This window comes from Halogranum gelatinilyticum, assembly GCF_900103715.1.
Taxonomy (GTDB): domain Archaea; phylum Halobacteriota; class Halobacteria; order Halobacteriales; family Haloferacaceae; genus Halogranum; species Halogranum gelatinilyticum.
The window spans coordinates 59,736-86,165 of the sequence record NZ_FNHL01000008.1 but is presented as its reverse complement, the minus strand read 5'-3'; the positions used below and the strand labels follow the sequence as shown (position 1 = coordinate 86,165).

24 protein-coding genes are annotated in these 26,430 nt (G+C 65.0%); 8 read left to right on the top strand and 16 right to left on the bottom strand.

The annotated features are described in order from the left end of the window. The first annotated feature begins 60 nt into the window (after positions 1-60). The gene (locus BLR57_RS18100; protein WP_244510113.1) at positions 61-1,113 is read left to right on the top strand and encodes an amidohydrolase family protein; all 1,053 of its coding nucleotides are present in this window, start codon (positions 61-63) and stop codon (positions 1,111-1,113) included. Beyond that, positions 1,110-1,523, top strand: a complete 414-nt coding sequence (locus BLR57_RS18095) for a metal-sulfur cluster assembly factor (RefSeq protein WP_089699983.1) — start codon at positions 1,110-1,112, stop codon at positions 1,521-1,523. Before BLR57_RS18100 ends, BLR57_RS18095 begins: the two co-directional genes overlap by 4 nt. 116 nt (positions 1,524-1,639) lie before the next feature. Here BLR57_RS18095 and BLR57_RS18090 read toward each other — a convergent pair whose 3' ends face one another. From BLR57_RS18090 to BLR57_RS18070, 5 genes are all read right to left on the bottom strand, one after another. Next, on the bottom strand, positions 1,640-3,652 hold the full coding sequence (locus BLR57_RS18090) for an AMP-binding protein (RefSeq protein ID WP_089699980.1): 2,013 nt from the start codon (positions 3,650-3,652) through the stop codon (positions 1,640-1,642). Positions 3,653-3,733: 81 nt separating this feature from the next. Continuing rightward, positions 3,734-4,234 carry a gamma carbonic anhydrase family protein gene (locus BLR57_RS18085; protein ID WP_089699978.1) on the bottom strand — a complete coding sequence of 167 codons (501 nt, stop codon included), beginning with the start codon at positions 4,232-4,234 and terminating at the stop codon, positions 3,734-3,736. A 31-nt stretch (positions 4,235-4,265) separates the two neighbouring features. Further along, positions 4,266-4,649 carry a Zn-ribbon domain-containing OB-fold protein gene (locus tag BLR57_RS18080; RefSeq protein WP_089699977.1) on the bottom strand — a complete coding sequence of 128 codons (384 nt, stop codon included), beginning with the start codon at positions 4,647-4,649 and terminating at the stop codon, positions 4,266-4,268. After that, on the bottom strand, positions 4,649-5,815 hold the full coding sequence (locus BLR57_RS18075) for a thiolase domain-containing protein (RefSeq protein ID WP_089699975.1): 1,167 nt from the start codon (positions 5,813-5,815) through the stop codon (positions 4,649-4,651). Before BLR57_RS18075 ends, BLR57_RS18080 begins: the two co-directional genes overlap by 1 nt. 66 nt (positions 5,816-5,881) lie before the next feature. Beyond that, positions 5,882-7,051 (bottom strand): MFS transporter, encoded by a 1,170-nt coding sequence (locus tag BLR57_RS18070; RefSeq protein ID WP_089699973.1) that lies wholly within the window; start codon positions 7,049-7,051, stop codon positions 5,882-5,884. 109 nt (positions 7,052-7,160) lie between these two features. Here BLR57_RS18070 and BLR57_RS18065 point away from each other — a divergent pair, with 109 nt between their 5' ends. After that, complete coding sequence (locus BLR57_RS18065) at positions 7,161-7,559, top strand: universal stress protein (RefSeq protein WP_089699971.1); 399 nt, start codon at positions 7,161-7,163, stop codon at positions 7,557-7,559. A gap of 605 nt (positions 7,560-8,164) precedes the next feature. Here the strand turns inward: BLR57_RS18065 and BLR57_RS18060 are convergent. Further along, the gene (locus BLR57_RS18060) at positions 8,165-9,019 is read right to left on the bottom strand and encodes a beta-keto acid cleavage family enzyme (protein ID WP_089699969.1); all 855 of its coding nucleotides are present in this window, start codon (positions 9,017-9,019) and stop codon (positions 8,165-8,167) included. A gap of 188 nt (positions 9,020-9,207) precedes the next feature. Between BLR57_RS18060 and BLR57_RS18055 the strand changes: the two genes are divergently transcribed. After that, positions 9,208-9,510, top strand: coding sequence for a protoglobin domain-containing protein (locus tag BLR57_RS18055; RefSeq protein WP_089699968.1), 303 nt, complete (start codon positions 9,208-9,210; stop codon positions 9,508-9,510). Positions 9,511-9,558: 48 nt separating this feature from the next. On the opposite strand, the gene BLR57_RS18050 is transcribed toward BLR57_RS18055, so the two are convergent. After that, a complete protein-coding gene (locus tag BLR57_RS18050) occupies positions 9,559-10,512 on the bottom strand; it encodes a VOC family protein (protein ID WP_089699966.1) in 954 nt (317 codons plus the stop codon). 234 nt (positions 10,513-10,746) lie between these two features. On the opposite strand from BLR57_RS18050, the gene BLR57_RS18045 reads away from it, so the two are divergent. The 3 genes from BLR57_RS18045 (at position 10,747) to BLR57_RS18035 (ending at position 13,715) form a co-directional block, all read left to right on the top strand. Next, entirely contained in the window at positions 10,747-11,571 is an 825-nt protein-coding gene (locus BLR57_RS18045) for an alpha/beta fold hydrolase (protein ID WP_089699964.1), read from the top strand. A 127-nt stretch (positions 11,572-11,698) separates the two neighbouring features. Beyond that, complete coding sequence (locus BLR57_RS18040) at positions 11,699-12,712, top strand: TatD family hydrolase (RefSeq protein WP_089699962.1); 1,014 nt, start codon at positions 11,699-11,701, stop codon at positions 12,710-12,712. Between the two features lie 82 nt (positions 12,713-12,794). Next, complete coding sequence (locus BLR57_RS18035) at positions 12,795-13,715, top strand: AEC family transporter (protein WP_089699960.1); 921 nt, start codon at positions 12,795-12,797, stop codon at positions 13,713-13,715. A 416-nt stretch (positions 13,716-14,131) separates the two neighbouring features. Here BLR57_RS18035 and BLR57_RS18030 read toward each other — a convergent pair whose 3' ends face one another. The 6 genes from BLR57_RS18030 to BLR57_RS18005 all read right to left on the bottom strand — a co-directional run bounded on the left by BLR57_RS18030 (position 14,132) and on the right by BLR57_RS18005 (position 21,854). After that, the gene (locus tag BLR57_RS18030; RefSeq protein WP_089699959.1) at positions 14,132-15,235 is read right to left on the bottom strand and encodes a Gfo/Idh/MocA family protein; all 1,104 of its coding nucleotides are present in this window, start codon (positions 15,233-15,235) and stop codon (positions 14,132-14,134) included. A gap of 98 nt (positions 15,236-15,333) precedes the next feature. Further along, positions 15,334-16,065, bottom strand: coding sequence for a sugar phosphate isomerase/epimerase family protein (locus BLR57_RS18025; protein WP_089699958.1), 732 nt, complete (start codon positions 16,063-16,065; stop codon positions 15,334-15,336). Between the two features lie 108 nt (positions 16,066-16,173). Then, on the bottom strand, positions 16,174-17,616 hold the full coding sequence (locus BLR57_RS18020) for an MATE family efflux transporter (protein WP_089699956.1): 1,443 nt from the start codon (positions 17,614-17,616) through the stop codon (positions 16,174-16,176). Between the two features lie 99 nt (positions 17,617-17,715). Beyond that, complete coding sequence (locus BLR57_RS18015) at positions 17,716-18,759, bottom strand: GDSL-type esterase/lipase family protein (protein ID WP_089699954.1); 1,044 nt, start codon at positions 18,757-18,759, stop codon at positions 17,716-17,718. Positions 18,760-18,979: 220 nt separating this feature from the next. Then, the gene (locus BLR57_RS18010; RefSeq protein ID WP_089699953.1) at positions 18,980-20,728 is read right to left on the bottom strand and encodes an ABC transporter substrate-binding protein; all 1,749 of its coding nucleotides are present in this window, start codon (positions 20,726-20,728) and stop codon (positions 18,980-18,982) included. 196 nt (positions 20,729-20,924) lie between these two features. After that, a complete protein-coding gene (locus BLR57_RS18005) occupies positions 20,925-21,854 on the bottom strand; it encodes an NAD-dependent epimerase/dehydratase family protein (protein WP_089700025.1) in 930 nt (309 codons plus the stop codon). Between the two features lie 175 nt (positions 21,855-22,029). Between BLR57_RS18005 and xacR the strand changes: the two genes are divergently transcribed. Next, on the top strand, positions 22,030-22,785 hold the full coding sequence (gene xacR / locus BLR57_RS18000; RefSeq protein WP_089699951.1) for an HTH-type transcriptional regulator XacR: 756 nt from the start codon (positions 22,030-22,032) through the stop codon (positions 22,783-22,785). 342 nt (positions 22,786-23,127) lie between these two features. Here xacR and BLR57_RS17995 read toward each other — a convergent pair whose 3' ends face one another. The 3 genes from BLR57_RS17995 to BLR57_RS17985 all read right to left on the bottom strand — a co-directional run bounded on the left by BLR57_RS17995 (position 23,128) and on the right by BLR57_RS17985 (position 26,408). Next, on the bottom strand, positions 23,128-23,907 hold the full coding sequence (locus BLR57_RS17995) for an SDR family NAD(P)-dependent oxidoreductase (RefSeq protein ID WP_089699949.1): 780 nt from the start codon (positions 23,905-23,907) through the stop codon (positions 23,128-23,130). A gap of 93 nt (positions 23,908-24,000) precedes the next feature. Further along, positions 24,001-25,368 (bottom strand): glucuronate isomerase, encoded by a 1,368-nt coding sequence (gene uxaC, locus BLR57_RS17990; protein WP_089699946.1) that lies wholly within the window; start codon positions 25,366-25,368, stop codon positions 24,001-24,003. 89 nt (positions 25,369-25,457) lie between these two features. After that, positions 25,458-26,408, bottom strand: coding sequence for a mannonate dehydratase (locus BLR57_RS17985; protein ID WP_170830704.1), 951 nt, complete (start codon positions 26,406-26,408; stop codon positions 25,458-25,460). Between the last annotated feature and the right edge of the window lie 22 nt (positions 26,409-26,430).

The window sequence follows — 26,430 nt, the reverse complement described above, 5'->3', positions numbered from 1 at the left end:
ACTTTAATACACGATGTGAGAGACCACCATACGGCCATGCTAGACAATGGAGCGCTAGTGGTGGATTCCGTCTCCCACTGCTTCAACCATACACCGGAGAACCACAAACACGACAACGCCCAGCGGTGGGACGACGAGACCTTCGAACTCGGCGAGAAGCTCCTCCCCGACAGCCACGTCCCCTCGGAGGAGGTCTTCTACCGCGACCACCAGCCCGAGGAGTTGGCGCGACTGCTCTTCCTCGAGAGCCAGATCGATTACACGGTCTATCACTCGCTGCCGCTGGACGACTACTTCCACGACGGCTACGTCTCCCGCGAGAAGGGCTTCGAGTTCCGTGACAACAACCCCAACCGCGTCGGGATGTACGCCGACATCAACCCGCTCGAAGACGACGCGGTCGACCAGGTCGAACACTTCGTCAAGGAGCGCGACGTCGACGGCATCAAGCTCTACCCGGCGCGCTACCAGAACGGACAGGACCTCTCGCTGCAGCTGAACGAGCGGTCCGTCCAGCCCATTCTCGACAAGGCCGACGAACTCGACGTCGACACCGTCGCCATCCACAAGTTCATCCCGTTCGCGAAGGCCCCGACCAAGTACTTCCGTATCGACGACGTCGAGGAAGCGGCGAACAAGTATCCCGACCTCAACTTCGAGGTCATCCACGTCGGCTTCTCGTTCCTCGAAGAGACCATCTGGGCGATGGCGAGCAACGACAACGTCTACGCCAACCTCGAGAACTCGGTCTGTCTCGTCAACACCCGCCCGCGGAAGTTCGCGAAGATCATGGGCGAACTGCTCTACTGGGTCGGCTCCGACCGCGTGCTGTTCGCCAGCGGGGCGACGGCGCTCCATCCACAGCCGCCCATCGAGGGGCTCTGGAACATGGAGATGCCCGAGGACCTCAAAGCACAGTACGACTACCCCGACATCACCGAACAGGACAAGCGCAACATCCTCGGCGAGAACGCGCTCGAACTGCTCGGGAAGGACCCCGACCAGGTCCGGAAGGACATCAAGAACGACCGCTGGGCGAAAGCACGCGAGGAACTCGACCAGTACCCCGCCGAACCGTGGTCGACCTACGAGGTCCCTGCCCCCCAGACATGAGCACCGAAACCCACGTCACCCCGGACCAGGAGTTCGACAGCGAACTCAAATCACGGATCAAGACCGAACTCGGCGAGGTCCTCGACCCCTGTAGCTGTATGAGCGACCACCCCATCAGTATCCTCGACCTCGGACTCGTCGAGCGAATCGAGGTCGACGACCGCGAGGTCACCATCGACCTCCTCCTGACCTCACAGCTCTGCACGTACTTCCTCGAGATGGCCGACGAGGTCGTCGACCGCGTCGAAGCACTCGACGGCGTCGACACCGTCGAGGTCCACCAGGACACGAGCGGCGAGGTCTGGACACAAGAGCGGATGGCCGAGGAGGAACGCACCGCCCGTCGTAACCGACTGAAGACCCGGATGGAGGAGGCTGGTCTCGAACCGTACGCCGAACGCGCCGAGTAATCACCTGTCGCTGTCGACTGCAGTCCGATCCGGATGTCACCCTGCCGTGGCGGCCTGTCCCCCGTCACGACTCAGCCGTTGCTGTTGCCTTTTCAAAAGTATCCGTCGTCTGACCGTCAGCGCGCCGCTTCGATGGCGTCCAGTGCCTCGGGGTTTTCGATGCTGCTCATGTCGCCGAGGTCTTCGCCCTGATAGATGGACGAAATCGCGCGGCGGATGATCTTCCCCGACTGGGTCTTCGGGAACTCGTCGACGAAGAGTATCTCGCGTGGGCGGAACGGCTTGCCGTGTGCCTCGCCGACGAGCGCGCGGAGTTCGCTACGGAGGTCGTCAGACTCCTCGGCTCCGTCCTCCAGCACGATGTAGGCGACGACGGCGGTCCCGGTGGTGTCGTCGGGGACGCCGACTGCGACCGCCTGATTCACCGCCTCGTGTTCGATGAGTTCGCCTTCGATTTCGGCGGGACCGACCTTCCGCCCGGCAACGTTGAGCGCGTCGTCGGCGCGGCCGTGCAGGAACCAGAAGCCGTCTTCGTCTTTCTGCGCCCAGTCGCCGTGGTCCCAGAGGTCTTCCCAGGTCGACCAGTAGGTGTCCAAGTAACGCTCGTCGCCCTCCCAGAGCGACTTCGTCATCGAGGGACACGAATCACGGGCGACGAGGAAGCCGCGTTCGTGGTCGTCGGCGACGGACTTGCCCTCGGAGTCGACGATGTCGATGTTCATCCCCAGTCCCGGCCCACCGAGCGAGCAGGGTTTCAGCGGCTGGGTCGGCATGGGCATGAGGAAGCAGCCGCAGATTTCGGTGCCGCCGGAGATGTTGATGATGGGTGCTTCGCCTCCACCGACGTTCTCGTAGAACCACTGCCAGGACTCGGGGTCCCAGGGTTCGCCGGTCGAGCCGAGCAGGCGGAGACTCGAGAGGTCGTGTTTCTCGACCCACTCGTCGTCGTACTTGCGGAGTGCACGAATCGCAGTGGGTGAGATGCCGAACGTCGTTAGCTTGTGGCGGTCGATCATCTCCCAGAAGCGGTCCGGCTCGGGATGGTCGGGCGCGCCCTCGTACATGAAGATGGTGCCGCCGAAGGTATGGTTTCCAATCAACGTCCAGGGTCCCATCATCCAGCCGATGTCTGAAACCCAGAAGAACCTATCAGAGGGCTTCTGGTCGAAGCCGAAGTGGATTTCTTTCGCTGTTTGCAGCTGGACGCCAGCGTGGGTGTGGACGATCCCTTTCGGTTTGCCCGTCGTGCCTGAGGAGTACAGCAGCATCGACTCCTGGTCCGAAGGCAGTTCCTTGGTGTCGTAGGCGTCGTCCTGCGTCTCGATGGCGTCGGTCCACCACTCGTCGCGGTCAGCGTTCCACGGAACGTCGACGGTGCTGCCGTCGTTGCTGGCACCTAATCGGTCGAAGACCACGGTGTGCTCGACGTAGCCCGCTTCGTCGATGGCGTCGTCGGCCGAGCTTTTCAAGAGAATCTCGCCGCCACGGCGCTGGAAGCCGTCACCAGTGAACAGCACCGAACACTCCGAGTCTTCGATGCGGGTGGCCGTCGCGTCGACGCCGAAGCCCGAGAAGATGGGGACCGCGATGGCACCGACTTTGAAACAGCCGTAGAGGATGGAGATGACCTCGGGGACCATCGGCATATACAGCCCCACTGTATCGCCCGTCTCGATGCCCGTCGATTCGAGGTAGTTCGCGACTTTATTCGCCTGGCGATGCAGTTCGTGGTAGGTCACCTCGCGGACGGTACCGTCCTCGCCCTCCCAGATGCAGGCGACTGAGTTCCGTTTTTCCGAATCGACGGCGGCGTGACGGTCGAGCGTGTTGTGCGCGATGTTGATGCGGCCGCCGGGATACCACTCGGAGAACTGTGGGCCCTCGGAATTGTCGCGAACCGTCTCGTAGTCCTCGTAGAAATCGATGCCGAGATAATCGACGAGTTCGTCCCAGAACCACTCGACGCCGCTCTCCTCGACGCCCTCTACATCTGTGCAGGTCCGTTCGATAAGCTCGTCGTAGTCCTCGATACCGTACGTCTGCATGAACTCCCAGACGTTCGTCGACTCCACGAACTCCTGACTCGGCTCGTGGACGATGTCTCTCTCTTCGTTGGCTTGAGCTGTCATAGGTGCGCGTACCAATGGGTGGCAGAGCAACCAACATAAACTATCGGGAAGGTGGCAGCGATTCGCGGCGAATCCGACGCCCTATTCGAAGCGACCGGCCGACTTGTACTGCTGGCCGAGTTCGACGTAATGTTCGTGGACGCGTGCGATCTCGTCGAGCTGGTCGTCGGTGAGCGGCTTCGTCTCTGCGGGCGCGCCGTAGGCCATGTGCCCCTCGGGTATCGTCTGCCCCTGCAAGACGACGGCTCCGGCGGCGACGATGCAGTTCGATTCGACGGTCGCCCCGCGCAGTACCGCGCTCTGCATCCCGACGAGCGAGTGGTCCTCGACGGTGGCGTAGTCGACGACGACGTTGTGGCCCACGGTCACCTCGTCGCCGAGTTCGGCTCCGTGGAGCATCGTGAACTCCTGGACGTTAGTCTCGCTGCCGACGACCGTCGCCCCACCGTCGCCGCGCAGGCAGGTGAAGGGCCACAGGCTCGCGCGCTCGTCGACAGCGACGTCGCCGACGAGGTAGGACATCTCCGAGACGAAGGCTGACACTGCGACCGCAGGTTGGTGTCCATCGAGTGGATGCTGCATGGTCAAGATGCCGAAGGACTGGGGCTTAGTGCTACCGGCGCTCGCTGGGCTCTAACGCGAGATGTCGCTCACCCGCTTTCGACGTCGCGACCGTCGGCGACACCCGCACACCGACCTCGACGTCAGCGACCTCTGCTTGCACCCGCCCAGTCAGTCGCACCGGGCCGAAGTCGGCGATGGCGACGACGGGCGTCTCGCCGTCGAACCGTGGCCCGGGAACGTGGACCTGAGTGTAGGTTTCGACTGCTCCGGTCTCCGGGAGCGGTTCCTCGGAGAGCGTGTCGTCGCCACACTCTGGGCAGACCCGACGGGGCGGCAGCGAGCCGTGCCCCTCGGTGCAGGCGAGGTAATAGCCCCGTCCGTCGTCGACGGCGTCCAGGAGGTCGTCGTAGCCGGCTGCTCGCTCGGACGGCATCACGCCGACACCTCCAGCACGTGCACCACCGCGCTGGCGACCGTCCCACCAGCGTTGTGCGCGAGTGCGACCGAGGCGTCCGAGACGGCGTCGCTGTTGACGTGGTCGCCGCGGAGCAGCTTGGTCAGTTCGACGACCTGCCCCACGCCCGTCGCGCCGACGGGGTGGCCCTTCGCCTTCAGCCCCCCGGAGAGGTTGACCGGCAGTTCTCCCTCGCGGGTGGTCTCGCCGTCGGCAGCCGCAGCGATCGCGGTCCCCGGTTCGTAGAGACCGAGCCCCTCCAGCGCGAGGACCTCGGCGATGGTGAAGCAGTCGTGGACTTCGAGCAGGTCGACCGAGTCGGCCGTGATTCCCGCCTCGTCGTAGGCGTCAGCTGCGGCGCGTTCGGTCGCCGGCGTGCGGGTGAGCGACTCGCGGCCCTGGAGCGCGAGCGTGTCGGTCCCCTGCCCGGACCCGGTGACCGAGACGGCACTGTCGATCCCGTGCTGGTCGGCGTAGTCGTCGCTGACGAGGACGGACGCACTCGCGCCGTCGGTGATCGGACAGGCGTCGTAGAGACCGAGGGGGTCGGCGACTCTCGGTGCCTCGAGCACATCGTCGACGTCGATGGCCTGCTGGAACTGTGCGTTCTCGTTGTCGAGTGCGTGCGCGTGGTTCTTGACGGCGACGGCCGCGAGTTCCTCGCGGGTTCCCCCGAACTCCTCAAAGTACGCACGGGCCATGAGGGCGTAGGCACCCGGGAACGTCACGCCCGCCCGACTCTCGTAGAGGTCGTCCGCCGCCATTGCGAGCCCCTTCGTGGCTGTCTCGGTGTCGAGGTTGGTCAGCCGTTCCATCCCGCCGACGAGGACGACGTCGGCGGTTCCCGCCCGGAGCATATCGATGGCACCGGCGAGCGCGACACCACCCGAGGCACAGGCGCTCTCGTACCGTGTTGCTGGGGCAGTCACCCCAGCGGCCTTGGCCATGAGCGGGCCGTGGTGGCCCTGCTGTTCTGCGACGGGTCCGACGAAGTTCCCGTAGCAGAGGTGGTCGATGTCGGCTCGGGGCACTCCTGAGTCGGCGATTGCTGTCTGGGCGGCCTCCGCGAAGAGGTCACGGCCGGCGCGCTCGGTGTGGACACCGAACGCTGTCGACCCAACGCCCGCTATGCGGACTGGTTGCATACAGCAAGCACACCGCTCGCACGAATAGTAGGTGTTGCGGTCTCTCGCCGATGCGACAGGCCGGGACTACGCTTCGACGCTCTTCGCGGCGCGGCCGTTGATCCGGAATCTCGTCACTGTGAGGACGATGGCGAGAATGCCGACAGTCGGAAGGAGCAGCCCCATCCCTGTGGCGATGTCGTACTGGTCGGCGACGACGCCGACGACGACGGGGGCGGCCGAGAGACCCACGTAGTTCGCCGCCGTCGCGATGGCGTTCACCGGGCCGCTGTACTGCGGGACGGCACTCACACCGAACGCCGAGAGCGTCGGGAAGAAGCCGGAGACGAGGAGACCGAACCCGAGGACACCGGCGACGAGTGTGGCCGTCGTCCCGCCCAGAAACGCGAGGGCGACGATGGGGAGTGCGAGCACCGCGAGACCCAACACCAGCGTCAGCGGTGGGAGGCGGTCCGCGAACAGACCGTAGGCGAACCGCCCGGGGATGTACATCACGAGATAGCCCGAGAGCAGCAGGTTCGCGGTCGACTGCGGGAAGAAGGTCCCGGCGTAGTACGGCAGCCAGGTGAACATGATTCCCTCGATGCCACCGCTGACGACGAGCGCGAGTGCCATCCCTCGGACCGACGGATGGCGAAGGACCGTCCGCAGTCCGTCCCACGAGAGCGACTGTTCGGCCCCCGCGACCTCGGGACGGTCGAGTCGCGTGACACCGAGACCGACGAGGAGGAAGACGCCCGCGAGAAGTGCGTACGTCACCCGCCAGTCGGTGACTGCGAGGACGGCGTTCGCCACGAGCGGCCCGGCCGTCGCCCCGACCGCCCACATCAGCGCGTAGAGGTTGAATATCCGACCGCGGCCGTCGGGATAGAGATGGCCCAACAGCGGCCGGTCGAGCGCGCGGACGACACCGATGCTCGCGCCCTGCAAGAGAAAGAGCGCGAGGAGCAGCCCGTAGGAGGACGCGATGCTGACGACGCCGAGACAGACGGCGGTGCCGACGGCCCCGACGAGCACCGACCGTCGGACGTCAAGGCGGCCCGAGAGCATCCCGACGACGAGGACGGCGACGACGAGACCGACCGTTCCCGCCGGTGCGACGAACCCGAGGAGCCGTTCGGAGACCTCGAACGTCCGCTGGAAGTTCGGCAGCAGCGCGCCTCTGAGCTGTGCGGTCATCCCGTCGGCTACGACGCACAGAAAGAGTACGGCCGTCCACCGCCGTCGCGAGGTCATTGCTTCCCCTGTCGGCAGTGTGGTTGATAAAGCCGGGGCCTTTCGCCAAATCCCGCCACGCACCCCGGTCGGGAGAGGATTCAAATACGGCGTCGCCGTGTACTGTTGTATGTACCAGATAGTGGTACCTGTCGACGACGATGTCGACCGCGCAACTGCACAGGCACAGTACGTTCTCGACCTTCCGACGGACGACGGGGCAGTTCACGTGACAGTCGCCCACGCCTACCACGAGTCCGCGACCGACGACCTCCCCGACGAGGAGAGTCCGGCCGTCGCCGCCACAGTCCAACGGCTCCGCGACGCCGGACTGTCCGTGGAGAAACGCGAGGTCTACGTCCCTGTCGCGGAGGGAATCCTCGACCTCGTCGACGAACTCGACGCCGACTCCGTCGTCATGGGCGGGCGGAAACGGAGTCCGGCGGGCAAGGCACTGTTCGGCAGTGTCACCCAGTCGGTCATCCTCGATTCGACCGTCCCAGTGACCGTCGCCGCAGTTCATGTCTAGTCGCGTCGCGTCGTGTCACGAAGCCCAGTGACGGACGTGGGTACGCTGCCGCCGACCGACTGCCCGGACCGATAGGGTACGCTCTCCCCGGACACCAGCCACCGGTGAGCACGCCGAGCAGCAGCGTCCTTTGATTTCTCCGTCCGTGTTCTCCGAGTCCACAGTACCCGCTTTGCCAACCTCCGACTGCTCTCTGAGGCGTCGTCGTCTCTCGACCCGCCTCCCCTCGGACTCTATCCACAAGAAAAATACAACTACTACTGAATACATGTGTCTCAGCGCGAATCTGCGTTTCTCCGTGAATAAATCGAAACACACTAACTAGAACGTCAATTAAATGAATAACGATGATTATATCTGGTTTTTTATTTACGGTTGTACTGTTTATCCAGACTAGGCTCGACAGATGTTATACCACGTATTATTCCATCTCATCGGATCGACGACTGCCACTGTCATCCTGTGTCTCTCCTATGTCATGGATAATACCACCCGGACGTTGTATTCGTGCCAATTTCTAACGAATTTTAATGAACAATATAAGTTGGACACTACAGTGTGGCCCGAACCCGGCCCAAACCCGGCCCCGACATCGCCCGTCGCCGTTACAGTCCGAGGATGTCGCGCGTCTCCGCCGGTGTGGCGACCGGCCGTTCGAGTTCGGCGGCGATGCGGGCGGTCCGCTCGACCAGTTGGGCGTTGCTCTCGGCGAGTTCGCCCTTCCGGTAGTAGATGTTGTCCTCCATCCCGACGCGGACGTGGCCACCCATCGTGATGGTCATCGTCGTCAGCGGCAGTTGGTGCTTGCCGATGGCGAGCGTCTGCCACTCGCAGTCGGCGGGGAGGTTGTCGGCGAAGTTGACGACGTTCCGCGGAGCCGGTGGCATCCCGTTCTGGAGGCCGAAGATGTTCGTACACCAGTAGGGTGGTTCGAGCAGGTCGAGGTCGACGAGATGCTCCATCTCGGGGATGTGACCGGGGTTGAACAGCTCCAGTTCGGGTTTAACACCGGCGTTGAGCATCGCTTCCGCGTACTCCTCGTTCTGTTCGCGAGTGTTTTCCGCTGTCCGCGTCTGCCCGAAGTTGACCGGCCCGAGGTCGATGGTCGCAAGCTCCGGCCGAGGGTCCGTCTCCAGAATCGGCGCGATACGGTCTTCGCGTGAGAAGATTCCGCCGCCGCCCGTGGTGAAGTTGACGAGGATATCGTCGCAGTGGCTGTCGATGGCGTCGCGGATCTCTTGGAACCGCGCCACGTCCTTCGTCTTCTTGCCGTCGTCGTCGCGGGCGTGGATGTGGACGATAGAGGCTCCCGCCTCTTCGCAGGCCGCCACGTCGCGGGCGATCTCTTCGGGCTGTTCGGGCAGGTTCGGGTTTTCTTCCTTCCCCTGAAACCCGCCCGTCGTCGCCACGCTGATGATCAGTTTCTTGTCGAAATAGTCGGCGTACCCTTGATATCCCATCACGCAGTCTTCTCGTGAATGCGACTTAGCGGTTTGGTGCGTTTCCGGCAACCGACGCAGTGTTCGGCGGCGTGTCGACGGGGTAGCGTTGGCTCGGCTACGCGAAGCCGCGTGATTTTTTACGACCTATTATCGAATTCTGTAATCGGGTCTGTAACAATATCTCGTTCCTCTCCTGGTGAACTGCTATGGATATTATCGTTCCCGATGGCTCGATCGGGTTGGGGACCTCCGCGGACCAACTGGCTACCGAGATCGGCTTGACGGCCGACGAAGTGGCGTGGCGAACGGATTTCGTCGACTTCACCACCGAGGACGAGACGCGCCTGGCCTCGATGAGCGATGTTGTCGAAGACAACATGGAGGCACTCGTCGCTCGACATTCGTGGCTCAAAACAGTCCGCTGCGACAGTCGACTGGACGTCCGCTTCTCGCGGCCGTCCGTCGTCACACTGCTTTCTCTCGGTGCCGGGCGGCGTGCCAGTTCCTGACACCGCCCGACGACTCTCTCGTTCTCGTCGGAGGGTTCTCCGACGGACTTACTTCGTGTTCAGTGGCGGGAGCATCTCCTCGATGCGCTCGAGATCAACGTCGAGCCAGTCGGGGACCTTCAGCTCCTCGCCGAACTCTGCGGGGTCTTGGTCCAGCGTGAAGCCGGGACCCATCGTCGCGAACTCGAAGACGGCTCCGCCGGGTTCGGTGATGTACCGCGAGTGGAAGTAGTCGCGGTCCTTCGTCGAGGTGGTGATGTAGCCGTTCTCACGCAGGATGTCGCTCACGCGGTCCTGTTCCCAGTCGTTCTCGACCTGGAACGCCACGTGGAGATACGTCCCGATACCCATGACGCCGTTCGGCGCGTTGGGGCGGATGAGGACGTCGACCTTCCGGGCGCACGGGCCGCCCTCGGGTGCCTCGTAGCGGATACGGTCGCCCGCCTGCGGGTGGGTCGCCTCGCCGATGCGGTCCCAGCCGAGCGTCTCGAGGACGTCCATCGTCCCCGCGGGGTCCGACGAGTGAAGCGTGACGTTGTACATCCCACGGATGCCGTGTTCGGTCGGGACGTCGCCGCCGTCCCACGGCTCGATGTCGGATTCGCCCGTGACGAGCTCGTACGGGAGGCCGTCGGGGTCGGTGAAGCCGACGACGGTCTCACCGAAGCGCTCCTCGACGGTGAACTCCATGTCGTGCTCCTCGAACCGGTTGGTCCAATAGTCGACAGAGCCTTCGGGGATCGTCAGCCCCACCGCACTCATCATCCCCTTGCCGACCATCCCCCGCTCCATCGGCATATTCGTCATCGGGAAGTAGGTGATGACGGTCCCTGGCGTCCCCATCTCGTCACCGTAGTACAGGTGATAGATCTTCTCCGGCACGTCGAACCGGACCGTTCGCTTGACGAACCGCAGGCCGAGGACGTCCGTGAAGAAGTCGTAGTTCTCCTGGGGGTCGTCACAAAAGGCCGTTACGTGGTGTATTCCATTGACGTCTGGCATATGTCTTACCGAACTCCAGTATGGACGTTCATTAAAAATAGTTGTTGTTATCCCCCTTACTTCTCTCGTGAACGATACGTTATATTCGTTGACGTCCATACGTACTAGGTCAACGGCCTGGACTGCCGTCGGACACTCTTGGCTCGTTTCGTCTCATTCCGTTTCGCTTCTTCTCGTCTCGTTCGAACGCGACTCGGGCGGAAGAACAAAGAGCACACCTCGACAGCTACTGGTATGCGAACGCACACCGTCCGCGGTGGGAACGACGTCGCGCTCCACGTCCGAGAGGCCGGGCGTGGCCGACCGATACTCTTCGTCCACGGCTTCTCGCAGAGCCTGCTCTCGTGGCGACATCAGTTCGAGTCGTCGCTCACAGACGAGTTCCGGCTCGTCGCGTTCGACAGCCGCGGCCACGGCGAGTCCGACAAGCCCCGAGACGCCTACGACGACTCGGAGCTGTGGGCGCAGGACGTCCGCGCGGTCATCACCGAACTCGGTCTCGACGACGTGATCCTCGTCGGCTGGTCCTACGGCGGGCTCGTCGTCCTCGACTACGTCGACTCCTTCGGGACCGACCGGCTCACTGGCGTCACCCTCGTCGGTGCCATCTCCACCATCGGTACCGACACCGCGACGGAACGGCTCGGCCCCGAGTATCTCGAACTCGTCTCGGGGTTCGTCTCGACCGACGTCGAGGAGTCGACGGCGACGATGCGGCAGTTCGTCGACCTCTGTGTCTTCGACGACCTCGACCCCGACGACCACTACTTCATGCTCGGCTACAACGTCGTCGTCCCGCCGCACGTCCGCGACAGCCTCCGCGACCGGACGGTCAGCCACGACGCCGAACTCGAAGCACTTGACGTCCCGGTGCTGCTCACCCACGGCACCGAAGACGCTGTCGTGCTCCCCGAAGCGTCGGAGGCGTACGCCGACCGCGTCGCCGACGCGGAACTCTCGTGGTATCCGGAGACCGGCCACACCCCCTTCTGGGAGCAGCCGGCGCGGTTCAACCGCGAACTCCGTGCATTCGCCCGGGAGACGCCCCCGTCCGAGTGAGTCCCCCGTCCAGGTAAGTCGAGGATCACTCGCCGTCGGAGTGGACCTCGTTCGACACGGGGGTCGCTCGCCGACCGGTTTTCCGCTTTGCCCAACGATTCAAGCCGTCGCGGTCAGTATCCCACGTATGTCTTCGGAGTATCCGACGCGACGCCCCACGGACGAAGCCTACCTCGACGCCGAGTCGTTCGACCCGCCGACGTCGCTGTTGAACCTGCCGTGGATCGACCCCCACAACCACGCCCACACGCTCTCCTTCGAGGACCGCGAACGATACGCGCTCTCCGGCTGTCGGGAGATGGTGATGGTCGCGTCGGGCTACCACTGGACGCCGTACAAGCCCGTCGAGGCCGACGACGTCCGCTATCTGTGGGACGACGTCCTCAACCGGAAGCGCGCCATCGAGCGCAACCACTTCTTCCGCACCAACCTCGCGCTCGGCATCCACACTGGCGTCCGTATCACGGACCCCGACGAGCTGCTCGACGCAATGGACGAATACTGTCGGCTCGACGACGTCGTCGCCATCGGCGAGACGGGTGTGACGCCCGCCCAACATGCCGAAGCTTGGGACCTCGACGAACAGCGCGCCGTCGTCCAAGCGCAGATGGAACTCGCGGACACCCACGGGCTGCCGGTCATCCTCCACACGCCGAACGTCGGTGTCGACGACGCCCCGGACTACCGCCCCGAGTTCGGTCTCCCCGGCTTCGAGAGCAACGTCTCGCTCGGCCAGGAGCCGGTGTTGACGGGGAAGAATCCCGCGCTCGACGCGGTGAAGATCGACATCGAGGCCGCGGCCGACGCCGGGCTGCCCGAGGACCGCATCGTCGCCTCCCACGCCGACCCCAACAACATCGACTACCTACTCGGTGAGACCGACTGCTACGCGAGCTTCACGGTCAGCTATCCGTGGCTCAACGGCGTCGACGCGGCAGACGTCGCCAAGGCGATTCAGGAGTACGGTCCCGACCGCGTCATGATGGACACCGACTGTGCGAACATCCTCCGCACGGACGTCTTCTCGGTCAAACGCGCGATCTTCGACCTCTACCGGCTGGGCATCGACGAGGACGACATCCGCCAGGTCGTCTTCGAGAACCCAAAGCGGGTCCTCGGTCTCGGTGACGCCACCGAGTGACCGGTTCCGAGTGACTGCCGTCCCGAACGGCGGCTGCTGCCCGAGTCGAAACCACCATCAGTGTCCCCCGTGCAGTTCGGGTATGAGCGTCGCGTCACAACTCGCCTATATGCTGGCTCTGCTGGCTGTCGGTGCCGGACTCCGTGCGGTCGGGGTGTTGAACGAGCACCGTCGCGACCGGCTCACGGCGGTCGCCTTCTACGTCGCGCTTCCCGCACTCGTCTTCTCGTCGACGGTCACCCGGTCGCTCTCGGACGTCCTCGTCTGGCGGCTCTTCGTCGGCGTCACCGTCGTCCTCCTGGCCGGTGCCTGCATCGGCTGGCTGGTCCACCGTAACCACGCGACACCGGCGCGACGCGGCGTCGCCGTCGTCCAGTCCTACCACTCCAACCTGGGCTTTCTCGGCGTTCCCTTCGTCGCGGCCACCTTCGGCGGTGTCACCGCCGGGAAGGCCAGCGTCGTCCTTGGTATCGCCTCCATCCTCCAGGTGTCGCTGACGGTGCTGCTATTGACGCGAATCACCAGCGCGGACGCGGACGTCTTCGACGAACTGAGCGGTCTCGCCCGCAATCCGGTGCTCATCGCGCTCGCACTCGGTCTCGCCGGTGGTGCCGTCGGCGTCGATCTCCCCGGCGTGGTTCGGGGGTCGCTCGACGTCCTCGGTGCCCTCGCGCTTCCGATTGCACTCCCGGCCGTCGGGGCGTCGATCACGGCTGAGAACGGTCTCGTCGACCCGCCGACGGTCGGTGCTATCGCGGCAGTGAAACTCCTCGTCATGCCGCTCGTGGCGGTGGTGGTGTTCACTGGACTCACCGCGTCGCCGACGACGCTCCGTGCGGGCGTCCTCATGCTCGCGATGCCGACCGCCGTCTCGACGTACATCTATTCGAGCGAACTCGGCGGCGACGGCGAACTCGCGTCCGCGGGTGTGCTCGCGACGACGGTCGCCGCCGCCGCGACGCTGTTCGGTGTCGTGCAGTTGCTCGGCATCCTGACGCCATGACTTGCTTCGATTGCCCGATACTGTCGACGCTTTTCGACTACTTCGTCTACAAGTAATTGTACTACTACTACCAAGGAGTGTCCGTTCCGGACACGAGCGGGTCGACTGCCCGTGGCCGAACCGCCTTCGACGGCGTGCGATAGCGTCGGCCGACGGAGTGTGATAACGCCGACCGACAGAGTTCGGTGGCTGCCGGTACGCTCCCGGCTGCTGTGGCGACTTTTCGGTTCCTGATGAGGTTCAATGAACGGCCGGGATTCGGCTGGCTGTCGGACGACGAAACAGCTGAACGACCACGACACGGCTCGGCCTACGGTCCATTCCCTCGTCGGTCATCCGCCACCAAAAAATCCGACCACTTTTCTTCTCTACGGTCTAACGCTCTCTACTGGTCGTATCGAGGGGTCCGAGAGAGGTTACTCTTCGTCCTCTGCAGGCTCGGGCGTGAGGGCTCCCGACTCCACCATCGCTTCGAGCGGGTTGTCGTCGAGGTCCAGCGGGAGGTCGACGCGGCCGCGCGAGCGGACCGACTCGTAGCCCGCGAACAGGATTTCCGCGGTGTTGAGTCCGCGCTTGCCGCTCAGCACGGGTTCGCGCTCCTCGTCGAGCGCGTCGAGAACCTCCGCGACGGCGCGGTCCTGGAAGTGCGACCCGAACCGTCCCTCCTCCTCGCCGCTGTGGTGCATCGTCTCGTTGCCGACGTCGATAGCCTCGCGCTCACCGCCGCGCTCCAGTTCGAGCATCGGGCCGTCGTCGACGTCGATGCGGATGACGCCCTCAGTGCCTCGGAGCAGCAGTCCGGCGTCGTGGATGTCCGACCCCGCGCCGGTCGAGGAGACGCCGTAGACGCCGTTGTCGTAGCGCCACTGCGCCCACATCTGGTTCTCCTGGTGGGTCCCGAACCGGACGTCCTCCTCACGGTAGTCGAGCTGGGCGATGACCCACTCGGCGGGCCGCTCGTCGTTGAACATCCCCGCGAGGTCGACGGTGTGGGCACCGGTATCGTAGAAGTCCCCCCACGTGATCTCCACGCGCTGGAGGTCGCCGATTTCCCCCTCGTCGAGCAGCCGCTTCGCCTCGGTGAACGGCTTGCCGAACCGTCGCTGTCGGTTGAAGGTCAACTGAACGTCGTGTCGCCAACACTCCTGGACCATCGTCCGGGCGTCGGAGAACGTGTCGGCCATCGGCTTCTCGCAATGGATCGCGCTGACGACGCCGCTGCGGGCGCAGTCGACGACGACCCGGCGGTGGATCGCGGGCGGGACACAGACGCTCACGACGTCGGGTTCGAGTGCCGTGAGGAGTTCCTCGTAGTCGGTGAACGTCGCCTCCTCCGAGAGGTCGAACTCCTCGGCGAAGGCGGCGGCGTTCTCCGGGACGATGTCGGCCGCGCCGACGAGTTCCGCCCGGTCGTCGGTGGCGTACGCTTCCGCGTGTCTGTAGCCCATCGCGAACCCGTTGAGACTCGGGTTCGACGGGTCCGGTCCGGTACCGATGACTGCGACTGTGTAGGTGCTCATCCGTCTCCTGTCAGTGTGTCGTGCCGTGGCATAGTGGTTTCGCCTCGGCGAGCGCGCCGCGGCACGAGGACGAGTGAACCGTGGTGACTCCGCCGCCGTTACCAGTACGTCTCGACGACGTCGGCAGCGTGGTCCAGCGTGCCGTAGGAGTCGGGACGCTCCTCGGCCTCGTAGACCAGCCAGTCACAGCCGTGGTCGCGGACGGCGTCGACCGCCGCAGCGATGTCCAGGTCGCCGCCGCCGACCTCGACCACGTCGCCCGTCTCGGCGTCGTAGTCCTTGAGGTGGACGATGCGCACGCGGTCCGCGTAGTCGTCGAGCACGGCGAGGGGGTCGTATCCGGCCGCGCCGACCCAGCCGAGGTCGAGTTCGAAGCCGACGTTCTCGGTCGCAGCCACGAGCGTCGCCAGCGCGGGCTCGCCGTCGAGGTCGGTGAACTCCTGGTCGTGGTTGTGGTAGTGGAGGGCGAGTCCGTGGTCGTCGAGGGCCGCGGCGGCGGCGTCCAGCCGCTCGGCCGCCGCCTCGACCGACTCGGTCGAGGCGAAGTGCTCGGGGTCGAGCCACGGGACGACGACGTCGTCACAGCCGAGCGTCCGGTAGGTTTCGGCGACGGTCTCGGGGTCGTCCTCGATCTCGTCGAGACCGACGTGCGCGCCAGCGACGTCGAGGTCCGCGGCCGTCAGGGCCTCGGCGACCTCCTCCGGTCTGTGACCGTCCAGCCCAGCGAGTTCGACGCCCTCGAACCCGGCCTCGCCGACGCGTTCGATGACGTCGGGAAGCGGGTCGTCGACGCCGTGCAGACTGTAGAGCTGAAAGCCGATCGATGTCATACTCGGCGTTCACGGCTCAGCCGTATAAAGCGTCGGTGAACGGACAGGCGTTGCCGAAAGCGGTGGGGCGGTGATTTCGGTGGAGCGGCACCGGAACCGACGGTCGACTCAGTCGTCGCTGGCTGTCCCCGGCCGGTACGCGCGGCTGATCGCCTTCCACTTCCCGGAGCGGAAGCGGTACCAGTTGACGAGCATCGAGGGGACACTCTCGCCGAGAAACGACAGCGAGACGGCGAACAGGCCGAGCGAGGTCGTGGTGGCGAGATACGTCAGCGGGATGGCGAAGCCGAACATCCCCAGCGCGCGGCCGTAGAACGGCCACCGGGTGTCGCCCGTGGCGTCGAGTGCCCCGGCGATCCCGTTGGTCACGCCCGCGGGGACGATGGCCACGCAGGCCGCGTAGACGAAGTCGACGGCGACGGGCACCGCTTCCGAGGTCGGGTCGCCCACGAAGAGCAGGACGATTGGGCGGGCGAAGGCGGCGACGAGGAGTGCCGCGAGCAGATACGTCGCGACGGTGAAGTAGGTGATCTCGCGACCGTAGGCCTCGGCGTTCGTCTCGTCGTCCGCGCCGAGTGCCCGTCCCACGAGGCTGCTGGCGGCGAGACCGAACCCCCAGCCGGGCGTGTTCATCAGCCCCCAGATACGGCGGCTGATGACGTAGGCGGCGACGACGTTCGGGCCGAGAAGCCCGACGAAGATCAGGATGGGGAACCGCGCGACTGTCCAGACGGAGCTTCGGCCGACGACCGGCAGCCCGATGGAGAGCAGGTCGGTGAAGACCTCGCGGTCGACGTACCGGGCGGTGGGGTCGACGGTGACCGGGAACGCGCCGATGAACGGCAGTCGTCCCGCGACGAGACCGACGACGAACGCGACCGTGACGAGGACGCTCGCGACGACGCTCCCCGCGGCCGCGCCGACGACGCCCATGTCGAGCACGAAGATGAAGACCGCGTTGAGCGCGACGTTGGTTGCGGCTCCGGCCGACCGGACGACCATCGGCGTCCACGCGTCGTCGACGCCGATGAGCACCCGGCTGCCGATCTGGTTGACGATGGCGAAGGGGACGGCGAGTGCGAGGACGCGGAGATAGTCGGCGCCGTAGCCGACGGCGACGGGGTCGTCGCTCAGAAGCGAGACGAGTTCGGTCGGGACGGTCCAGAACAGCACCGTGACGGGGAGTGCGACGAGCGTCACGAGTAGCGCGCTCGACCGGACGACGCCTTCCAGTTCGTCGTAGGCGTCCGCCCCGTACCGTTGGGAGACGAGCGCGATGGTACCCGCGGCCATCCCGCCGCCGATGGCGAACGTCATCCCCCAGTACGGCCCGGCGAAGCCCATCCCGGCGATGGCCAGCGGGCCGACGGCGACGCCGACCATCGCCGCGTCGACGACGCTGTTCGACATCCGCGCGAGTCCCGTCAGGATGCGCGGCCACGCGAGGTCGGTCGCCTCGCGGGCCTTGTCGGGCGAGACGAGACCGAGACGGCCGAGCACCGCGCCGATACCGACGAGGAGCAGTCTGAGTGGGTTCGTGTCCCGTACCACTACTGTCGACTCGGTGTCGACACGACGTTAAGTGTTTGGTGACGGCGACCACAGCGGCCGGGAGTCGGAGTGGTACTCACTCTCGATAGCGGGACAGCGTCACCGCGACACGTCGACGATATCCTCGAGCCGTCGCGCGAGGTTCTCACCGATGGCGCGCATCCCTGTGTCGCCCGGATGCAGTAGGTCGGCGGCCAACCCCGAGACGGGCAACAGCTCCTGCCCCTCGACCAGCGAGAGGTTGTCGTGAGGCGACCCGCGGACGATCTCACGGAGCGTCTCGCGGTACGCCCCGGCGAGGTCGGCGTCGCCAGCGTCGGTCAGGTCGTCGAAGTACGGAAACAGCGTGATGCAGACGACGGGCTTGTCCGGGTGGGCGGCCGCGACGGTGTCGACGAACCGCTCGGCGCGGGCTTCGAACTCCTCGACCGGGAAGCCGCCGGTGTTGGCCATGTTGACCGAGAGCGCGAGCGTCGCCACGTCCCAGTCGTCGCGAGCGGCGATGTGTTCGGCCATCGCAGCCTCGCAGTAGGCCGACCCCGAGCAGCCGAGGTTCAGCGCGTCGTAGCCACAGCCCCGGGCGACCTCCGAGACGTAGTTCGTCTGTGGTGCCGACGACGTCGCCCCCTCGGTGATGGACGTGCCGTACGCGAGATACCGGATGTCAGGAAGTTCGTCGCCATCGGGCGGCCGACAGTCGCCGGTGACGTCGTGAAGGGCGACCGGCGTGAACCGCTCGAACCGGAGTCGGCAGACCCGCGGGTCGAAGCGGCCGCCGAGGTCGGTGTCGGCCTCAGTCTCGGAGGCGAGGTCGGCCACGCGCTCGGGGACACTGAGCGTGAGTGTCTCCTCCTCTGGCCCGAGTTCCGTCGGCTCCCACGGCTGAAACGGTCCCCAGAAGACTCTGACGCGTGTCGGCTCGGGGGCCGAGAGCGTCACCTCGATCTCGGTGTCGTCGTCCGCCGGGACGAACCGCAGTTCGCTGTCGGTCGGATGGCGGACGCGGTCGCGGGCCATGTCGTTCAGGCCCGCGCCGACCGTGTCGGGGACGCGGCACAGTCGCTCGCCGCTGTCGGTCCACTCGGCCGGGACCGTCTCGGCGACGTTGTGCAACGAGATGGACGGGTCGCTGTCGGCGTGCATATCTGTACACTCGCGTCCACTCACATGACGCTACTGGACGCCGTCGAATCTTACGGCGGCTCGACGGCCAGCCGCGTCCCGTAGTCGTCGCTCTTCTCGTGGTCTTGTACTCGCTACGACTCCCGTTCGGCGAGTCGGTGGACGGGGCAAAAAATCTGCAATGGGACAGTCGCACACGACGGTCGATGACCGTCGGTCGTCGGTTCGTCGGTTTGCGACCCTAGTTCGGGTCGTACTGCAGGTCGCCCTCGTGGACCCACCAGAACTGGGGCCACTTGACGCGACGGTTCGTGTTGTCCTGTGCGGGCTCGGTCCACTCGTCGTTGGTGGTCCACGACTGCTCGTACTTCGAGACCAGGCCGAGGAACGGCAGCTCGATGTGGCTGTGCCACGCTGCCTGCTGGACGAACGGCCGTGCTCCCTCGTCGTCGGGCTGTTTCGCGATCTCCTCGACGGTGCTCAGCGGCGTGTCGAGCGTCATATCCTCGCCGTCGGGACCGGGGATGGTCTGTTCGGACTGCGCGAACTGGCGGTACGCGTGGCCGCCACCGATGTCCGACGCCCACAGCTGGTAGTACAGCGGGAAGTAGGGGAACGCCGAACGCGATCCACCGGGCAGCCAGTAGAACGAACCCATCTTGAAGTTCCCGCCGGAGTACTGGCCGAACCAGTCGTTCGTCGGTTTCGTGGTGACGGTGAAGTCGAAGCCGAACTCGTTGAGCTGGCTGACGACCGTCTGGGTCATCGTCGTCCAGTCGTTCCAGCCGGCCGGCGAGTAGTATCTGCCGCCGAGGGTCTCGCCTTCACTGTCCTGCCACGTGCCGTCTACCTTGGTGTAGCCGGCCTCTTCGAGCAGCTGCGTCGCCTCTTCGGTGTTCTGGGTGTCGACGCCGTATGTCTCGAAGTCGTCGTACCAGTCACCGAGCCAGTACTCCTGGTCGCGCGGCGCGATCCCACAGGGGATCGGCGCGGTGAACTTCGTCCGCGGTCCTGCGTTGTCGACGATCGACTGCCGGTTGATGACGTGCGCGATCGCCTGCCGAACCTTCCGCTTGCCGAAGTCGGGGTCGTCGTGGTTGAAGACGATACCGTAACCCCACTTCGCCGGAATGTTGACCTCGACGACGTGGTCCGGGAACTGCTCGGCGATCTCCGGCGGCGTGAAGGAACTCGTTGCCGCGTCGACATCCGTCCCCGCCATCAGTGCCTGGTGCTGGGCAGACCCGCCACCGGTGTTTTCGAGGAGGTAAGTCTCGAAGTTGACGTTGTCGGACTTGTAGAACTCGGGGTTACGCGAGAACTCGAAGGCCTGGCGGTCTTTGTTCTCGAACTGGAACATCCCACTCGCGACAGGGTCCTCCCATGCCCACTGGAGGAACTCCGCTTCGCCCTTGTCGACCCACTCCTCGTGCGTCTCTGCCTTCGTGTCGACGAAGAAGTTCGTCAGCTCGAAGCGGATGATACGCGGGTTCGTCGGCCCTTCGAGGATCAGCTTCGCCGTCTTGTCGTCGACCATCTCGAAGTCGTCGACGTAGCCGAACAGCGAACTACCGGTCTTCTGGGCCAGCTGGAGCTGGATGTCCAGGTCCTCTGTCGTCCACTCGTCGCCGTCACTCCACGTCAGGTCGTCGCGGAACGTCAGTGTGACCTCTTCGTCCGTGATTTCGAGGTCGTCCAGCGCGCCGTAGAGGAACTCGTCTTTGTTGAACGAGTATTTCAGGAACGGTGCGAACACTGCGCGCCCCGCGGGCCAGCTGTAGTTCTGGCTCGCCGAGGAGTTGAAGTGAAGGTCGACCGGGTTCCCGTCGTACGCGTTCTTGAACGTCGCGTCGTATACCTGTCCACCCGACCCGGACGTCGCGGTGTTTGCGGTGTCGGTCGAATCGCTCGATGTCTCGCCACTGCCGCCGTCGCCCCCAGCACACCCGGCGAGTGCGGCGATACCCGACGACCCAGCCACGGCCAACATCTTCCGGCGGCTGATCGACTGTCTAAATCCCTCTCTGTCACTGTCTTCCGACATATCGTCTTGTGTTATAAAATACCATAGATTAAGTCTTACGGACCGGACACGTTTTGGCACCTTCTTGATTATAATTTTACTGATACGAAGATAGTTGCTTCAGACTCCGTCGAAGCTGACGGACCCGGTGCCCTCCGTCGGTTTAGCCGAAGTCCGGTCCCGCTACGTCGGCGTCGGCGGCCTCGCGCCACGTGTGTTCGGCCGTCCAGCCCAGGTCGCGCTCGGCCTTCTCGGTGGTGAACGCCGACGCATCTCCCTCGATCGGGCACGGCGGTGCGTCGTCGTAGAGCGCGTCGAACAGTTCGCTGGTCTCGACGCCGAGATAGTTCTCCGGCGCGTGACAGAGGTAGGCCTCGTGGCCGGTGACGTCCGCCGTCAGTGCTTCCGAGAACATCGACGCGAGGTCCCGCACGTCGATGTAGGACCAGAAGTTGCCCGCGCCACCGCTCGGAGAGCTGCCCGCGGGCGACGCGGCCAACTCGTCGAGGTCGAACGCCTCGCGGTTGCTCGTCGTCTGGTACGCGCCGGGATACTGTACCCACGAGGGGCGGACCGACAGGACCGGGACGCCGTAGCGTCGAGCGGTCATCGCCGCGACCGCCTCTCCCGCGACCTTCGAGACGCCGTAGGGGTCCTCCGGCCGCAACGGATGCGACTCATCTATCGGGAGATAGTCCGGCACGAGCAGGTTGTGCGCGAAGGGGAAGCCGTACGCCGACTCGCTCGACGCCCAGACGACACGGGCACCGGCTCGTCCGGCCGCGTCGAGGACGTTGTACGTGCTCAGGATGTTGTTCGAGAACACGCGGCCACCGGCGTGGTTCGTCGGGTCGGGGATGGCCGCGAGATGGACGACAGCGTCGGGGTCGAAGGCGGTGACGAGCTCGGTCGTCTCACCCTGGTCGGTCAGATCGACCTGGAAGAAGTCCGCGCCGTCGGGACCGCCGTCCGCCGGAAGCCGTTGGTCCAAACCGACGACGTCGTAGCCGTCGGCGAGCAGTCTCTCTACCGTCCACTGGCCGGCACCACCGAGTGCACCGGTGACGACGACACTCGTATTTTCAGCAGTCACACCGGACACGACGGCGAACGACCACTTGAAGCCTCGGAAGCGTCCCACCCAAACCCCCCTTTCCCTGGTAGTCAGACCCGTCTACCCCCGGATTCGCTGTCGAACTGTCGTGTCTGAAACGACAGTCTGTTCTCTAAACCAGAACGCTTATGCCTGAAACGTGGTAGGTTATACCATGGACGCCAAGCACCCGGTCCGAACGACCGAGAAGACACTCGCGGTCATCGAGCAGTTGATGGAAGACGGTCCGTGTGGAGTGACCGAGCTATCGGCCGAACTCGACATGGGAAAGAGTGCCGTCCACAACCATCTGACGACGTTACAGAGCCACGGTTACGTGCTGAAGACCGACGGCGAGTACCGCCTCGGCCTGAAGTTCCTCGAAGTCGGCGGCCGCATCCGGAAGTCGATGGAGTTCTACGAGGTGGCCGAACCCGAGGTTAAGTCGCTGGCCGCCGAGACAGGTGAACTCGCGAACCTCCTCGTCGAGGAACAGGGGATGGGCGTCTACCTGATGCGGGCGAAGGGTGACGACGCTGTCGACCTCGACACCTACGCCGGTCTGCGGACGAACCTCCACACGACCGCGCTCGGCAAGGCGATCCTCGCCTACCTCCCGAAGTCGCGCGTCGAGGAGATTGTCGAACACCGCGGGCTGGAGACGAAGACACCGAAGAGCATCGGGACGCGCGAGGAACTGTTCGACGTGCTCGACGACATCCGCGAACGCGGCTACGCCATCGACGACGGCGAACGGCTGGAGGGGTTACGCTGTCTCGCCGCCCCCGTCAAGGCCTCGTCCGGCGAGGTGTTGGGCGCGATCAGCGTCTCGGCTCCCGCCAGCCGCGTCAGCGACGAGGACCTCTACGGACAGCTCCCCGAACGCGTCCTCAGTGCTGCCAACGTCGTCGAACTCAACATCAACTACTAACCCTCCGTTTTCTATTAGAGAACGTAGCGACAGTCTCTCACTCTGGGTTCTTCCCCGTACCTTCCGTCTGTTATGGTTCTCGGTTCCTCAATCATTACAGCTCTAGTACTGTAACTTTCTGGCTGGGGACTGGCTCTCGTGTGTTCTGAGATAGAGAATAAAGCGACGGCACGGCCAAAGACGCTACTGGCGCGAGAGACGGACGCCGCTCCGCGGGTGCTGTCTCCCACCGACTGAGACCGCTCGGTGCGGTGAGATGGGGTTGCGGTAGAACAGGAGTGAGAAACGAGTGCTATCGAACGGAATGTCGCCAATCCGCCAGGTTGGTGTTTGGTGGGTTGGCTACTGGTCGCCCGCGCCCCAGCCGTAGGCCTGCCAGCCGCCGTCGGCGTAGAGCACTTCGCCGGTGACGAAGTTGTTCTGACCGACGAGGAAGAGCGCGCACTCGGCCATCTCCTCGACGGTGCCGAACCGGTTCAGCGGCGTCCGGTCGCGGATGTCGTCGTTGGTGTAGCCCGCAGACCCCTGTGTCTGTTCCGTGATCTCCGTCCAGATGAAGCCCGGCGCGAGCGCGTTGACGTGGATGTCGTGTTCCGCCCACTCGACGGCGAGCGTCTGCGTGAGGTTGTTGACGCCTGCCTTGGAGGCGCAGTACGGCGAGCGCAGCTGGAGACCACGGCCACCCATCAGCGAAGACATATTGAGAATCGCGCCACCGTCGCCCTGCTCGATCATCTGGCGGCCCGCGGCCTGACAGCCGACGAACGTACCGACGAGGTCGACTTCGATGACGTGCCGCCAGTCGTCGACGTCGAACTCGGCTGCCTCGCCGAGGATCGTCATCCCGGCGTTGTTGACCATCACGTCGACGCTGCCGAACTCTTCGACGGTCGTCTCGACGAGCGCTTCCATCGCGTCCTCGTCGGTGACGTCGGCCTCGATGCCGACGGCCGTCCCGCCGTTCTCACGGATCTCCGCGGCGACCTCGTCGGCGCGCTCCTGCGACCGGGAGTTGACGACGACGTTCGCCCCCTCGTCGGCGAAACGCTCGGCGATTCCCTTTCCGATCCCTTTGCTCGAACCGGTGACGATAGCGGTCTCTCCACTGAGCTGTGATGACATACGTTTCGTTCCACCCACGAGCGTCACTTCACTGTATCGGTGGCGGGCACCGTCAGCCGACGGCTACCGCCTCTGAACCTACGTCCGCGCGTCTCAGAGCCCGTACAGTTCCTTCGGTCTGTCGTAGGCGACGTGCCGCACGAGCCGTTCTGCGTTGTCGTAGGGGATCTGTCCGCGTTCGACCATCTCGCCCACGACGTCCGCGAGGGTTCGGCGGAACATCTCGAAGCGCGAGCCGTACGAGACGAGCTTCCGCGAGTCGCTGACCATGCCCGCGTAGTTGGCCAGGAGGTCGACGGCAGCGACACGCTCCAGCTGGTTCTCGATACCCAGCGGGCTGTCGTTGAACCACCACGCCGGGCCGATGCTCACGTTGGGGTACGCGCGGGCGACGACCGTTGCGCTCGGATAATGCGTCGGGTCCAGCGTGTAGAGGACGATCTCCATCTCGCCGTCGAAGCGGTCGAGGAAGTGGTCCAGCCCCGCGACGAGGTCGACATCCTGCGTCGACACGTCGCCACCGGCGTTCGGGCCAACGTCCTCGTACAGGCTCTCGCGGTAGTCGCGGACCGCCCCGATGTGGAGCTGGGTCGTCCAGTCGGCCGCGGCGTTCAATTCACCGATGTAGTCGAGGAGATACGCCTTGAAGTCCCGGACTGCGTCGGCAGCGATGTCGTCACCGCGACGGGCCGCCGCGTAGACCTCGCTGGCACGCTCGTGGCTCACGGGCTTCGAGACCGGCTCGGTCCCCATGCCGATGTCGCAGGCGACACAGCCGTGGTCGACGAAGTAGTCGTGCGTCTCCGCGAGCGCGTCACAGAAGCCGCTGAGGTCGCTCACGTCGCTCTCTGTCACCGCATCCAGTTCCGCGACGAACGTGCTCCACTCGTCGTTCTCGACCTTCAGGGCGCGGTCGGGCCGCCACGTCGGCCGGACGTCGACGCCCTCGACCTCGGTCTCGGCGCGCTCGTGGTACGCGAGTCGGGAGGTCGGATCGTCGCTGCTACAGAGCACTTCGACGCTCATCTCCCGCAGGACCGCCTGCGGCCGCTTGTCGGCCTCGGCCAACTGGGCTTTCGTCTCCGCCCAGATGTCGTCGGCCGTCTCCGCGTTCAGCGGCTCGTCGATACCGAACCGCCGCTTGAGGTCGAGATGGAGCCACTCGTAGGTCGGGTTGCCCGCGAAGTCCGGGGCGACCTCGGCGAGCGCGTCCCACTTCTCGCGGTTGCTGGCGTCGCCCGTGATCTTCCGTTCGGGGACGCCCCGCTTGCGCATGAGCTGCCAGACGTAGTGGTCGGTCGCACCCTCGACCTCCCAGATGTCGCTCCACGGCTCGTTCTCGACGACCTCCGCGAGGTCGATATGATTGTGCGGGTCGACGACCGGCAGGTCGGCGACGGCGTCGTAAAGGTCACGTGCCGCGGCTGTGCCGAGAAGATAGTCCTCGTCGATGAATCCCATGGCTGAATCTGTTCGGACGGCAAGATAAATCCTCGTTCCTTCCGCTCAGTCGTCTTCCGTTCAGTCGTCGGCGAGGCGTCGGTCCGGGACTACTCTCCCTGCTCCAACAGCCCCTTCATGTAGCCGACGGCGAACAGCCGCCCCATGTCGGTGTAGCCGGACATCGTCCCCGAGCGGTCCTCCTCGCCGAGCATCCGCGGGACGTGGTCGGGGCGGATGGGACCGTCGAAGCCGATCTCCTGATACGCCTGCATCGTCGCGAGCATATCCGTCTGTCCCTCCTCGTGCCAGGTCTCGACGAAGTCCTCGGCCGTCCCCTCCACGTCACGGAAGTGGACGAAATGGATGCGGTCGCCGAAGCGGTGGATGGTGTCGACGACGTCCGCGCCCATCGCCGAGAAGTTGCCCTGACAGAAGTTCAGCCCGTGGTTCGGGCTGTCGTGCAGGTCGAGGATACGCTGGACGTTCTCGACGGAGTTGACGAGTCGAGGCACACCACGGACGGACTCGACGGGTGGGTCGTCGGGATGCAGCGCGAGTTTGACGCCCGCCTCCTCGGCGACGGGGACGACCTCGTCGAGGAAGTATTCGAGGTTCGCCCAGAGTTCGTCCTCGGTGATGTCGACGGGGTAGTCGGGCGCGCGCTCCGATTGCTCGTGGCTGTAGGCCGTCGTCCGCGAGTCGCCACGGAGCGGGACCGAGTCGGAGGTCCGAATCACGCCGACGGGGTTCTCCGTCCAGACCCACGAGTAGACGTCGATGCCAACGCGACCCATGTTGCGGATGAGCTGCTTGACCGTCTCAATCTCCTCGTCGCGACCCTCGCGACCGAGGACGGTCTTCGTCATCGGCGGGCGGTCCTCGACTACGTCAAGTTCGAGACCGTGGTCGGCGAAGCGGTTCGCCGTCTGCAACAGCGTGTCGTAGGTCCACCACTCCTCCTCGCCCCAGAATCGGACGACTGCGGTCGAGAGTCCCAACTGTTTGGCGATGGTCCACCGGCGGTCAGGCTGCGGTGGGAGCATCAGCGTCGTATCCATACCAGTGGCTTCGGAAAGGGGT

Coding starts and splice junctions, on each gene's coding strand:
- BLR57_RS18010 (WP_089699953.1), bottom strand. CDS start 20,728: ATGTTGGCCGTGGCTGGGTCGTCGGGTATCGCCGCACTCGCCGGGTGT.
- BLR57_RS18075 (WP_089699975.1), bottom strand. CDS start 5,815: ATGCAACCAGTCCGCATAGCGGGCGTTGGGTCGACAGCGTTCGGTGTC.
- BLR57_RS17995 (WP_089699949.1), bottom strand. CDS start 23,907: ATGTCATCACAGCTCAGTGGAGAGACCGCTATCGTCACCGGTTCGAGC.
- BLR57_RS18045 (WP_089699964.1), top strand. CDS start 10,747: ATGCGAACGCACACCGTCCGCGGTGGGAACGACGTCGCGCTCCACGTC.
- BLR57_RS18070 (WP_089699973.1), bottom strand. CDS start 7,051: ATGACCTCGCGACGGCGGTGGACGGCCGTACTCTTTCTGTGCGTCGTA.
- BLR57_RS18030 (WP_089699959.1), bottom strand. CDS start 15,235: ATGAGCACCTACACAGTCGCAGTCATCGGTACCGGACCGGACCCGTCG.
- BLR57_RS18080 (WP_089699977.1), bottom strand. CDS start 4,649: ATGCCGTCCGAGCGAGCAGCCGGCTACGACGACCTCCTGGACGCCGTC.
- BLR57_RS18015 (WP_089699954.1), bottom strand. CDS start 18,759: ATGCACGCCGACAGCGACCCGTCCATCTCGTTGCACAACGTCGCCGAG.
- uxaC (WP_089699946.1), bottom strand. CDS start 25,368: ATGGGATTCATCGACGAGGACTATCTTCTCGGCACAGCCGCGGCACGT.
- BLR57_RS18060 (WP_089699969.1), bottom strand. CDS start 9,019: ATGGGATATCAAGGGTACGCCGACTATTTCGACAAGAAACTGATCATC.
- BLR57_RS18050 (WP_089699966.1), bottom strand. CDS start 10,512: ATGCCAGACGTCAATGGAATACACCACGTAACGGCCTTTTGTGACGAC.
- BLR57_RS18025 (WP_089699958.1), bottom strand. CDS start 16,065: ATGACATCGATCGGCTTTCAGCTCTACAGTCTGCACGGCGTCGACGAC.
- BLR57_RS18065 (WP_089699971.1), top strand. CDS start 7,161: ATGTACCAGATAGTGGTACCTGTCGACGACGATGTCGACCGCGCAACT.
- BLR57_RS18085 (WP_089699978.1), bottom strand. CDS start 4,234: ATGCAGCATCCACTCGATGGACACCAACCTGCGGTCGCAGTGTCAGCC.
- BLR57_RS18095 (WP_089699983.1), top strand. CDS start 1,110: ATGAGCACCGAAACCCACGTCACCCCGGACCAGGAGTTCGACAGCGAA.
- BLR57_RS18090 (WP_089699980.1), bottom strand. CDS start 3,652: ATGACAGCTCAAGCCAACGAAGAGAGAGACATCGTCCACGAGCCGAGT.
- xacR (WP_089699951.1), top strand. CDS start 22,030: ATGGACGCCAAGCACCCGGTCCGAACGACCGAGAAGACACTCGCGGTC.
- BLR57_RS18040 (WP_089699962.1), top strand. CDS start 11,699: ATGTCTTCGGAGTATCCGACGCGACGCCCCACGGACGAAGCCTACCTC.
- BLR57_RS18055 (WP_089699968.1), top strand. CDS start 9,208: ATGGATATTATCGTTCCCGATGGCTCGATCGGGTTGGGGACCTCCGCG.
- BLR57_RS18035 (WP_089699960.1), top strand. CDS start 12,795: ATGAGCGTCGCGTCACAACTCGCCTATATGCTGGCTCTGCTGGCTGTC.
- BLR57_RS17985 (WP_170830704.1), bottom strand. CDS start 26,408: ATGGATACGACGCTGATGCTCCCACCGCAGCCTGACCGCCGGTGGACC.